Annotated in this window: 9 protein-coding genes and 1 pseudogene; 1 reads left to right on the top strand and 9 read right to left on the bottom strand. The window is 57.3% G+C overall.

Translation table 11 applies throughout. The features are described 5' to 3' along the window. Positions 1-1,129: 1,129 nt before the first annotated feature. Positions 1,130-1,315, bottom strand: a complete 186-nt coding sequence (locus tag QN224_RS28575) for a hypothetical protein (RefSeq protein WP_283979401.1) — start codon at positions 1,313-1,315, stop codon at positions 1,130-1,132. A 240-nt stretch (positions 1,316-1,555) separates the two neighbouring features. Between QN224_RS28575 and QN224_RS28570 the strand changes: the two are divergent. Beyond that, a pseudogene (locus QN224_RS28570) lies at positions 1,556-1,900 on the top strand (transposase); the annotation flags it as partial. Positions 1,901-2,287: 387 nt separating this feature from the next. Here QN224_RS28570 and xopAG read toward each other — a convergent pair. From xopAG to QN224_RS28530, 8 genes are all read right to left on the bottom strand, one after another. Further along, positions 2,288-3,847: a XopAG/AvrGf1 family type III secretion system effector gene (gene xopAG / locus QN224_RS28565; RefSeq protein WP_283979400.1), complete on the bottom strand. Its 1,560-nt coding sequence runs from the start codon at positions 3,845-3,847 to the stop codon at positions 2,288-2,290. 188 nt (positions 3,848-4,035) lie between these two features. After that, on the bottom strand, positions 4,036-5,040 hold the full coding sequence (locus QN224_RS28560; protein ID WP_283979399.1) for a LysR substrate-binding domain-containing protein: 1,005 nt from the start codon (positions 5,038-5,040) through the stop codon (positions 4,036-4,038). Between the two features lie 205 nt (positions 5,041-5,245). After that, a complete protein-coding gene (locus QN224_RS28555) occupies positions 5,246-5,464 on the bottom strand; it encodes an EscF/YscF/HrpA family type III secretion system needle major subunit (protein ID WP_283979398.1) in 219 nt (72 codons plus the stop codon). Further along, positions 5,464-5,718, bottom strand: coding sequence for an EscE/YscE/SsaE family type III secretion system needle protein co-chaperone (locus QN224_RS28550; RefSeq protein ID WP_283979397.1), 255 nt, complete (start codon positions 5,716-5,718; stop codon positions 5,464-5,466). Before QN224_RS28550 ends, QN224_RS28555 begins: the two co-directional genes overlap by 1 nt. Beyond that, positions 5,718-7,091 carry an FHA domain-containing protein gene (locus QN224_RS28545; RefSeq protein WP_283979396.1) on the bottom strand — a complete coding sequence of 458 codons (1,374 nt, stop codon included), beginning with the start codon at positions 7,089-7,091 and terminating at the stop codon, positions 5,718-5,720. The genes QN224_RS28550 and QN224_RS28545 overlap by 1 nt, the downstream gene beginning before the upstream one ends. Continuing rightward, positions 7,088-9,169: a type III secretion system export apparatus subunit SctV gene (gene sctV, locus QN224_RS28540; protein WP_283979395.1), complete on the bottom strand. Its 2,082-nt coding sequence runs from the start codon at positions 9,167-9,169 to the stop codon at positions 7,088-7,090. The genes QN224_RS28545 and sctV overlap by 4 nt, the downstream gene beginning before the upstream one ends. Positions 9,170-9,514: 345 nt before the next feature. Beyond that, entirely contained in the window at positions 9,515-9,685 is a 171-nt protein-coding gene (locus QN224_RS28535; protein WP_283979394.1) for a hypothetical protein, read from the bottom strand. Then, positions 9,682-10,704, bottom strand: coding sequence for a TyeA family type III secretion system gatekeeper subunit (locus QN224_RS28530; RefSeq protein ID WP_283979393.1), 1,023 nt, complete (start codon positions 10,702-10,704; stop codon positions 9,682-9,684). Before QN224_RS28530 ends, QN224_RS28535 begins: the two co-directional genes overlap by 4 nt. Positions 10,705-10,912: the final 208 nt, after the last annotated feature.

The following is a 10,912-nucleotide window of genomic DNA, read 5'->3' as shown; positions in this document are numbered from 1 at the left end:
CCGTGGCGCCGTCGCTGCACGTAGCGCAGCGCTCAAAATTCGACGGGCGCCAGCGAAGGGACCGGAAGAGCTGTCCCCAAGTGCATCATCGGCACGGCGCGCGATGCGAGCGCAGGATGTCCCTGTATCTTGAGGCCTAGAGCGCGTCGGCTCCACGACCGAACCGAATGATTGGCAGCCTTCTCCAGGGGCAAGACTTGATTCCGAGCGCGAACTGCTCGGTCCGCATGTGCCATCGGCTCCAGCATCCTCGATGTGCGACTTCCCAAGTCTGCCGATGCTCGTCATAATTCATCTCCGATGGAGGCGAGAATGCGCTGCCTATAGGTTCTAGGAAATCGATGGGGGGATGAGGCGTAGGAATGCTACCCCCGACCGACGGCTGGATGCCAGGGTGGCGGGCTTGGCTGAACTGACACTTGGCACTGGCGAAATGGCAGGTGGAGACATCCACCGCCAAAAGTTCGCCGAATCAATGCTGACGGCCGGCACTTGACCGGCTTGGTTCACGTTCCGCCAAAGCTCGTCTTGATCAAAACGTCGCACTGGCGACTGGGAAGATTGATCCACCGACGGCCTAGAGCTGCCTCCCTCAGAGCGCGAAACGCCCTCCCCGGCCTGAGATATCGGGCAAGCATCGTCAATCCGGAACGAACACTTTTGTTCCACGTAATCAAGCCTTAGCAAGATAGACCAGCGACTCGTGACCGAAGCTAGCGATTGTGCTAATGAAGTCTGCTCCTTCGAGACCCTTGAGAACGGATTGCGTTTTGGGTGCACTCAAGGTTTCCGACCGCTGTGCAAAATGAGGCTGAGCAATCGATGATGTAGGTTCTTCATCATCAACAACTGCTGCGAAATCACGCGAGCAACTACAGCCGGACAACAAGTCACATTATCATTCGGTGCGACGGGATGCATGGAGATGGACCTCTTTGGCCTTGGTTTCTGTGATGGAACGGCACTATGAGATCAAGCAAAGAACGTGCCAGTCGGATATGGAGCAGTAAGCACACTCGCAGGCGGTCGGCACAAGAGATTTTTGCATCACAGTTCCCACAGGGCAGAGCGGATCTTTGTCGACTAACGGAAGGTGGCGTCGGCTGTCGAACAGATGGTCCGGGCGCATCTATTCCGTCGGCATCTCGTCTTGGCGTTCGCCGGCGACGTAAATGCGCGCATGGGATGTCAGCATTGCTATGGCGATGACCAGCTCGATGGCGGAACGTCCCTGCTTCTTGCGCTCGATCGGCAGTGTGAGGCGGCGCTTCTGGCCGTTGGTAAAGCCCCGCAACCGGAGGCTCACCGGGGCCATTGTGGCCGCGGTAGCGGGCGCTGGCGAGGGTGCGCTTGATCTAGACTAAGACCAGTCATCTGGAATTAAAATTCACTACATTGTATGCTTTGACCTCTTCATTGGAGGTTGAGCAGTGGCAAATGCGACTGGCCGACCAACGGCCCCATTGGTTTTGAGCGAGGCGGAGCGGGAATATCTAGAGCGACAGGTGCGCAAGCATCGTGTTGCGCGCTCCATGCGCGCTTCGCGAAAGCTGGACAGATCGATGCGAATGTGCCGTCCGATTTGGACGTTCATATCGTGATGGACAACTATGCGACCCACAAAACTGCAATGGTCAAAAACTGATGCGACGGCGGCGCTACCACGTGCACTTCACCCCGACCTCGGCATCACGGATCAATCAGGTCGAACGCTGGTTTGCGGAACTGACCCGCACGCAGCTCCGTCGCGGCGTCCACACTTCGACAATGCAGCTCGAAGCCGACATCCGTAGCTTCATCGAACGCCATAACGAGAACCCGAAGCCTTACAGTGGACGAAATCGCAGACGACATCCTGACCTCCGTCAAACGTTTCTGCCAGAAAGCCCAGGACTTATGACACGAATTTCGGATTCAGGTGACGAGTGATCTAGTCGCCTGGGTTTTCTCGATGGCCTCCATCGTGTGCCCAACGTAAAGTTGCCAGGCAGCGCCTTGGTATCCACGAAATTCTTCTGCGGCAGTATCAACACCGCTGGCATATTCGACGGTGGTCGCCGAAACGCGGCTTAGGCGACAGAGCAGTCCGAACTCGTTTTGAGACTATCGGCGCCCGCATCGAGGGCGTGAACCATCTCGTAGAGGTCGCAGCCAAGGGACGGAGCCGGATGACGCCGCGCAACGACCTTTTGAAGAGGGCATCTCCTTTCGCGACATGCCGCGGCGCCAAGCGATCAGTTTTCTTAGGGGCAGACTTCCTCCAGGCGGCTGCAGACTTCCACCATCATTACCCAATCTTCGAAAGACTCCGGCCGCCATAATACTCTTCCGCCGCCTTTCGACAGACAAGCGCGTAGAACTCATCCGCATCCTCGATCGTGTAACCAGCGCCCGCGAAACAGCCACGCGCTATCTCATGGAGCGTATGCCGGATTGAGCTCGTGTCGTCATACACGGCGTTGATGCATGCCACGATTACTATGACCTCCTCCTTTGAGAGCCGCTGCTGGCCACTCATCAAGCGCGCGTGGTTAATGCAGGCGACGGCATTGGCGCACGTGAATGAATCGCCGAATCCGGAGCAGTCCTCGAAACCATTTCCCTGCTCGTTCAACTTGAAATGCGCGATGGGGAGGTATCTCATCTGTGCGATATCCGGGTGGTTCAGATCCGCGACCACTGCGGGGTCGTGACCTGACCGAATCTGCTGGATTCGGGTATCGAGTTTGTGCAGCCATGGACCCACTAAACTCGTGTTACGCTTCAGCCTGTTCTTGTCGGGATCCTCAAACATCAGAGTCGCATCGAGCTTCGCGGTTTCCGACAGTGATAGCAAACCGTGCTCGGCCAGAGTCTTCATCACGACGTTCTCGGCATGTCCCCAGTGCGCGTCCGCAGCGTAGACCTGTCTGAAGTTTAAGATAGCCTGGCCGGCCGCAAACTGGATCTCCTCGCTAAGCCCGCTGTTCCTCTGGAGCAGCGCCTCAACCATTTCGATGCATCGCTTGAGGGTCAGCCCTTTCTCACTGTGGATGGTATCTCGAAAGTGCTGTACCCCCTTGTTCACAAAAGGCTGAGTGACCGACCTCGAGGTGTATCCGTAGGCACCGGTATCCTTATTGAGCACGCCCGTCAGCGCGTATTTATTCTTCTGATTGTAAAGGGGACTCTTCGTCAGATCCGGATCATTCGGCACCTGCGGCGGCTTGTACTTGGCCACGCGCTCGTTATTCGCAAGGTGGCCCTTCATGAAGGCTAGGTTCCGAACGAGTGATCCGCGCGCCTCTACGGAATCCACCAATTGCGCGACGTGGACGCGGGTCGCTGCCCGGTAATCGATCATAGTAGCGAACTGGTTGTTGCCGCAGATACGAAATGGAACGTGGGGGCGCCTACTCAAACGCTGAGCTTCGTGGCCTGCGGCGTGATAGCGCGCGTAATATTCCCTCGCCGTCGCCCGGGCCACCTTCAGCCGTTGGTTGCTGGTGAAGCCCCCTTTCCCATCATGCAGCGAGGTCGTGGAAAGGGGGAAGTCATTAGCGACCTTATCATAGGTGTAGCCGGCAGCTGCAACGCACAAGCCGTACTTCACCGCTCGCGCGGCAAAGCTTGATCGGCCGCCCGTCCCGCTTTCCGTCGTACCTTCCCCGCTATGCTTTGCCCGGTCGCCGTATGGCAGTTCAGGGCTCCTCGCAGGTGGGGTCTGCGTGTTCCGAGAACACAGCGAGCTAAGTGAGTGAACCCCTTCGCGGAACGCAGTCATCGCACTCGGGGCCTCTGCCAGTCGGTCAACGATCTGCTGGTTTAACGCCGCAAAGCCGCCGAGGCGGTCACTCCCGATTCGCATCGCATCACTCCTCAACTACGCCGATGATCCAGCCTCAACAGCATCAATCGGGCATGACCGCATTGATCTCGCGCAAAGTTTCGAAGCTTGGACCATCCGTTCCCCACTTCGGCGACTCGAATCCACATTGAAACGGCGCCAATATGAAATTGCAGGGGCCTACATCCGGAAGTCGGCCGCCTCGATTATCAGGTGCTTTCAGGTACAAGAGATGCTTGATTATCTCGCGTAGCCGACCCACGAGACGGGTTATCTGAAAAAGCCGCGCTCGCATCCGATGTGAGGTCTTTCTGATGCACTTTCTCCACCTGCGTAACGAGTAAGGCGCTTACAGCCTCGGCGGCGGAGGTGAGCGGAAGGTCGCGGGAGGAGATCAGGCATGCCGTCATATGCATTGGTGGATCGATGACAACCGGGATCAGGTCTTCATGGCCGGCAATGTCCGACAGGTCGCTTTTGGGAACGATGGCACTGGCGATACCGGCCTTGACTAAGGAGAGCGCACTGCTAAAGGTGTCGACCTCCGCAAGGCAGTTCGGAACTACGCGGGCCGCCTCAAACGCCCGGTCCAGTGCATTGCGAATTGTGCTCGGCCGTGTTGGCAGAACAAGAGGAAGCTCAGCCAAGCACTCAAGCGGAACCGAGGATTCCACGTCTTGTGCATGCGCCGGCCGGACCAGGGACAATGGCTGATGAAACAGCGGCTGGCGCGCAAAGCCTTGAGCGGGCTCATCCTCAAACACGACGCAGATGTCGAGCGCGCGTGATTCGATGAGCGGCCTCATGTGGAGGAAGTCTCCCGTGATTAGACGCATTTTCACTTTTGGGAGTTCAGTCTGGCAGGCGCCCACAAAGGCGCTCGCGAAGGAAGCAGCGAGCGCCGAGGACATGCCGACCCTTACCGAGCCTTCCGGTTCTCCCGCCGTGGAACGAACGATGCCGTGCAGTTGTTCCACTTGCTGCAGGATGGAGGCGGCCTCTCGATACAAGGCCTTGCCCTCCCGTGTCGGGCAAACGCCCCGGACGCTGCGGTGCAGGAGCGGGACGCCAAGCTCGGCTTCCAAGGCAGCAATCTGTTGACTTAAGGCCGGCTGCGCCACGTTGATTGCGGTCGCAGCCCGGCAAAAGCTACCAGCATCCACGATGCCTTTGAAATAGCGAAGGTGGCGTAGTTGCAAAAACCTTGAAAACATCTAATTGCGCCTAAAAGTCACCGGGTGGCCGTTGCGTTGCTGATGCGGGTGTCTCTCATGCTCTGCCGGCGATTGGAAACAATCCCCGACGCGTTCCGAATAGACGCGGGGCGCCAAAAACTCGAAAGCACGTGGCTGCCTGCACGGGGCGGCAGATGTAGTCCCGGCAGTGAGCCGCGGGCCGCCGGAATCTGACCTAGGTCACTCACCGGATGTTTCCAATAATGCCATTGAGGGCGTCGTGGATCACTTTGATGAGGGTCGAATCCAAATTCACGAGTGTAGTATGCCTGTTCATCGCGGATTGGAGGCGAAGCTGATCCATAGTGTTGTCTGGATTCATGTTTGCCATGTAATTTCTGAGATTTTGTTCTGAGGTCACAACATCTCCGCCTATGTTGGAATTTATGGTATTGAAATCCATTATCTTCTCCCAGATTGGAATTGGTTGGCGTGATAACGCATCCATGTTGTATCAACCACCTCTCTTGCGGCAGTTATCGAGTCGGCAATGGCAGATAATACTTCGAACGCCTGCCTCGGAACGCCGACATCCATCTCGCGTTTCAACGATTCCCGCCATTTTTTCAACTCTGTATCAACAGCAGATCTGTATGTGCCATCGACATCATTGAAAAGCTGCCTCTGTAGGTCAAACATGACCAAATCCTCACTCATCATTGAGCCTCCTCTGCTATCCATTTCGGCTTGCTTGGATAAAGAACATGCACGTCAGACTCGCCGATATGCACAAGTACTCCGTCACGATCGATGGCGATGATCTTGCCGACGTGATCGACGTTATCGCCAACTTTCAGGTGCATTCTATTCTCAATAACGATGAATGGAGTCGGGCCGAGGTCTAAACCTGTCGGCGCCGGCAACCACACGGGCGAGAAGCGCGTCTCAAGTCGGATGTGAGGTGAGAATTTCTTCTCGAAGCGAGAAGAAACAGCCGTCCACTCGTCGTAGGCGGCCGGTGACAACATTCCTGAGACAAGTACGACGTGTGGCTTCGTCACTATGCGAATGGAGCGGCGTAATTGCGTTGCTGTGGCCGTCTCCAGGAAAGCGCGGGCGCGCTCGGGTGTTGCGATCGCATCATCAATTTTGTGCGCCCCGGGAATATCCTGCTGCAGGCGAAGAAGCGCCGCTTCGACGCTCGCGTCGCTCGGACCGTATCCAGTCAGCGCAATCTGTCCTGCGTCTCCCACGCGAGCGCTGCCCTCGATGCCGAACGCCCGCAAGACCGTCGTTGCGAGATCAATGAGCTTTGCACCGGACGGAGTGGCCGGCCGTCTTTTCGGTGCGACTTCAGCCGTTAGTCCGGCGCCGCGTAGGGCGGCTTGAAGCTTCTTACCCTCTGCAGGTAGTAGTTCGCTGTCGATGACGAGCCTTTCACCGGAGAGACTGAATTTGATGTCGTGTGCAACGCCCAAATCGCGAAGGACATTTCGTGCTATCTTGATGCGATCAGTAGCCGAAACGGCGGCCAAGGTGAGAGCGGGAACCCATTCCATCCCTGCCCAGACCCCAGTGCATGTGATGATCAGGAAGCCGCAAACCAACGCGCCAAGCCGCAATTGCCGGGGTATGGGGCCCGCTGAGAGAGGTGTTTCGTGGCCCTCCAGAACCGATAGCTTTTCAAGCGAAGAGGAGGAGAGATGCGGCGCGTCCAGCATTTTATCCTCGAGCGTAGAGACTACGTCGGGAAAGCTGTGCCCGGCGAGCATGACACCGAAAATCGTCCGCCCGACCTCAACTGGAGTGCTCGGCTCAAGAATGGTCGGCTTGTCTGTTGGCAGATCTCGACCGCCAACGCGCACGCCCGGCGCGAGCGCTGTGATCTCGATCCTTCCCGCCGTGATCGCGATGGAAAGATGCGACCCAACCAGTTCCGGATCGGCGAAGGTGAGATCATCGGTGTCTTGGCTACCGATCAACCAAACTCCCTCGCCCAGTGATGTCTCAGCACCCCGGTTGGGGCCGGACAACACGCGTAAGGCCAGTTCGGCCTGCTCACCCGTTTGTTGTGTTGTGGCATTCTTCACGGCAGCGATATCCTTGCCAATGGCTGTACACAGATCTCGGGAGTAAGCTCCTGATACGAGAGCACTGGAAGGCCGTGGAAATCGGCTTCAATAATCTTGCGCAAGTATCGGCGGATATCCATGGAAGTCAGCAAAACCGGCTTGTGCGGCTGCTGGTGGAGGTCGCCGGTCGCCTCTCTCATTTTTTCGATGATCTGGCGTGTGGTAAGAGCGTCGAGAGCGAGATAGCTGCCAGCGGAAGTCTGCCGAATGGCGTTACGCACTGTGTCTTCCACGTCCGGTGTCAGAATGTAGGCCGGCAACAGATTCATGCTGCAATACTGGAAGCAGATTTGCCTCTTCAGCGCACAGCGGACATGCTCGGTCAGTAGGACCGTATCCTTTTCCTTCTGGCCCCATTCGAGGAGTGCCGTGAGAATGGTGCGCATGTTGCGCAGCGAGACTCCTTCGGACACCAGTCGCTGAAAGACTTCAGAAATCGTCTGCGCAGGAACTGAGCGCAGCACCTCTTTCACGAGTTCCGGGAGCCACGCTTCCACCTGGTTCAAAAGTATTTTCGTTTCCTGAATTCCGACGAATTCATCAGCATGTCGGCGGAGGACATGATCAACATGATAGCTAAGGATCTGAACGGGCTCCAGGAATGGGATGCCGGCAGCTTGTAAGGACTCGCGGTGTGCAAGGTCCACCCAGACGGCCTCGATCTGAGGCAAGAAGCATTTATCCAGTACATAGGGAATGCCCAAAAGGTCGAGAGTCTCGGGCGTCTCGCGTGCCAGAAGGTATTGCGACCGTAGCTCTCCTTCACCACACGGTATTTCATGCAGCATGATGATGTAGGCTCCGTCCTTGCAGCTATCGTTGACCCGCAGTTTGATTTCCGGAAGGGGAATGCCGAGATCGACAAGAATTGTCTGCCGCACGGCGGCCACCGCCTCATTCAATAGATCTGGCTGGGCGATTAGCTGAACGTCGTGGCCAATATCGACCATCACAGGTACCGTCAGCACGATGCCAAGCTCGGCAGCCCCATCCAACGCCGGTGAAAGGACGCCGCCGTTCTTCGAGCCGGAATACAACACCGGGGCTGAATGCTGCCGACTGCGCTGCAGTAGCCAGCCACCGCCCCCCGCCAGTGCTGCCAAGATCACGAAGATCACCATGGGGAAGCCAGGCACGAAAGAGAACAACAGGAGGATGAATGACCCGACGATCAGTGCACGTGGCTGTGCGCTGACCTCTTCGCCGATTTCACTGCCAAGATCGGCGCCATTATCGTCATCACTTACCCTCGTGACGATAAAGCCTGCCGTGACGGCTGTGAAGAGAGCTGGAATCTGACCGACCAGCCCATCCCCAATGGTGAGGATCGCGTAGACCTCAAGCGCCTCGTACAATCCCATTCCCTTTTGCAGCGAACCAATCGCGATGCCGCCTATGATGTTCACCGCGATGCTAATCAAGCCGGCGATGGCATCACCCTTGACGAACTTCATGGCGCCGTCCATGGCACCATACAGCTGACTCTCTCGCTCGATCGCGACACGGCGCCGTCGTGCCTCTCGGATATCGATGCTGCCAGCACGCAGGTCGCCGTCGACGCTCATTTGCTTGCCTGGCATTGCATCCAGGGAGAAGCGTGCAGCGACCTCGGCCACGCGTTCGGAGCCTTTGGTGATGACCACAAACTGCACAATTGTGATGATCAGGAAGGTGACCGCACCCACTACGAGATTGCCGGCCACTACAAATTCGCCGAATGTTCTGATGATTTGACCGGCATCCGCGCGCAGCAAGATCGTACGTGTCGCAGCGATGCTAAGCGACAGCCGAAAGAGCGTCGTCAGCAAGAGTACGGACGGGAATGAGACGAACGCGAGGGGTGACTTGATATAAACCGCCAGCATCAGCAGAAGCGCTGAGATGCCCAAGTTGATGGCCTGCAGCACATCCACTATGCTTGGGGGTAGCGGAATGATCATCATAAAAATGATCGCGATTAGCAACGCCACCAGAACAATATCGTTACGGCCGGTCGGCGCCGTCAGGATTTTGTGGAGAAACTTCACGCTGGCCATCCGCGCGACGTTTTCTGTAGGTCCCCTTCCGGCCAAGCCCTCACCTTGGCCCGAACGCCGAGCTGCCAATGGGCGCTGGCCAACGGCCACAGGGTGCAAACGCGGTCTTTCGCGCCCAATGGCTGCGCCGGAAACCGGCTTGTCTGGGCAGCAGCATCCGCGCAGGCTCCCGCTTGCAGCAATGCTAGACAGCGCGCATGTCCTGCCCGGCGGCACACGGGACCGAACAGCAACTTGGCGGCGTTGTCTTGGTAGCCAAATACCCTGTAAAGGTATGCGCGCACATACAGGTCGTCGCGCATGTCTAAACTGATGAGTTGTTCCGTCATTGGGATCATTCTCGTGTCAGAGCACGGCACGCCTCTCAGATAAAATCGCGCCGCGTCTGCTTGAGTACGTCAACCGCGTCGCTGGACAAATGTGATCTGGTTTGTGCGCTGCCAGCACGGACAACCACGCCTTCGCGGCCTTGGACATGAGCGCCATCGTCAAACAGAAGCCGATCTCGGCATTCATGCGCTTTCCTCCTTTTCAATGAGGATGTCCATTGCTTGCTGCATCGCCCTTAGCCCTGCTGTTCGCGTCTCTAAATCGCGGTAAACACCGGGCGGTATCATCGAGAGGAGATTCCGCGATTCGCGCAGTACCGCAATTTGGACATCCAGTCGGTCGGGCGAGATTCCGAGTCGCTCCGGAATCGGATTGACGTTCGAAGGCCCGGGTACGACGTCCCCGACAAACGGCAGTAACTGCTGCATCACCGCAGCAGGGGTCATGTCGAGCTGGCTCTGCCTCCGTATCCGCATGATCATTTCGCCGCAGCGCTCATGCACGCTGTCCAGCACACGGAGGGCCTTCAGTCCTCCAAGGATGCAATGTAACTGCGCTGGCTCGACAGAGGGACCGGCTAAGCGGATGTCTTCGCCGAGCGTACGCGTCAAGAAGGCAATGCGCTGCGCGAACCCCTCGGCGCTAAGGTTTTTAAAAAATCCTTTATATAGTCTGCCCAGCGCTGAGGCGCTCGAGACCATTGCGCGGCAGAAATTGCGCAGTTCGCCGGCGACCTGTTGATCGCCGCCGCACGCCTGTTCATCTGCTTCGCCCGGTATGTTGAGACCAGTCCGGACAGCTACCCCTTGCTCGGCCGTGCGCTGGGCCTTGCCGGTGCGGTCGGCAAGCTGGCCGAGACCTTCGCGGTACAATTCTCGCGCCGCCGGATCGAGTGCTACATTGGCATGTGAGGGACCCGCGGACCGATGGCCTGCATTGAGCAGAGTATCCCCACAGGCGGGATTGTCGCCGCGGACACCACGCAATAGCGCCTCCGGGTCGCCACGATTGAAATCCTCCAACCGTTCGAGACAGGCATTGACTTCTTCATTTGCGCTGGGACCTTGCACTAGAAGTTTCTTCGAGATCTTGCGTTCGGCGCGCTCCTTCACCTCCATCAACTCAGAAAATCCAAAAGTCCGCTCTTCCTTTGCCTGCTCCAAGAGTGTGGCAAGCGTAGGGGGCAATCCCGCTCGATCGGACATTGTTTCGCCTCCAAGAGGAAATTCGTCGCTCTGCTTCACGCCGATATGTCCGGCGCGGACCTAAGGGAGCCCGCTCCTTGTGATAACCCATCTTGACAGCAAGACAGTGAAATCGACGGGAACCGTCATTGCGCCGCACTTTACGCACCCGACAGATAAAACTTACTGTGAACAAGACAAAATAGTTGTTCGATATCACCCCATATCT

This window comes from Sinorhizobium sp. 7-81 (assembly GCF_030124405.1).
GTDB lineage: Bacteria > Pseudomonadota > Alphaproteobacteria > Rhizobiales > Rhizobiaceae > Sinorhizobium > Sinorhizobium psoraleae.
This window is presented reverse-complemented; position numbering and strand designations above follow the sequence as displayed.

Excerpts from the sequence above, each read along its gene's own strand:
- QN224_RS28550 (WP_283979397.1), bottom strand. The coding sequence starts at position 5,718 with ATGAGTGAGGATTTGGTCATGTTTGACCTACAGAGGCAGCTTTTCAAT.
- xopAG (WP_283979400.1), bottom strand. The coding sequence starts at position 3,847 with ATGCGAATCGGGAGTGACCGCCTCGGCGGCTTTGCGGCGTTAAACCAG.
- QN224_RS28535 (WP_283979394.1), bottom strand. The coding sequence starts at position 9,685 with ATGAATGCCGAGATCGGCTTCTGTTTGACGATGGCGCTCATGTCCAAG.
- QN224_RS28575 (WP_283979401.1), bottom strand. The coding sequence starts at position 1,315 with ATGGCCCCGGTGAGCCTCCGGTTGCGGGGCTTTACCAACGGCCAGAAG.
- QN224_RS28555 (WP_283979398.1), bottom strand. The coding sequence starts at position 5,464 with ATGGATTTCAATACCATAAATTCCAACATAGGCGGAGATGTTGTGACC.
- QN224_RS28560 (WP_283979399.1), bottom strand. The coding sequence starts at position 5,040 with ATGTTTTCAAGGTTTTTGCAACTACGCCACCTTCGCTATTTCAAAGGC.
- sctV (WP_283979395.1), bottom strand. The coding sequence starts at position 9,169 with ATGGCCAGCGTGAAGTTTCTCCACAAAATCCTGACGGCGCCGACCGGC.
- QN224_RS28530 (WP_283979393.1), bottom strand. The coding sequence starts at position 10,704 with ATGTCCGATCGAGCGGGATTGCCCCCTACGCTTGCCACACTCTTGGAG.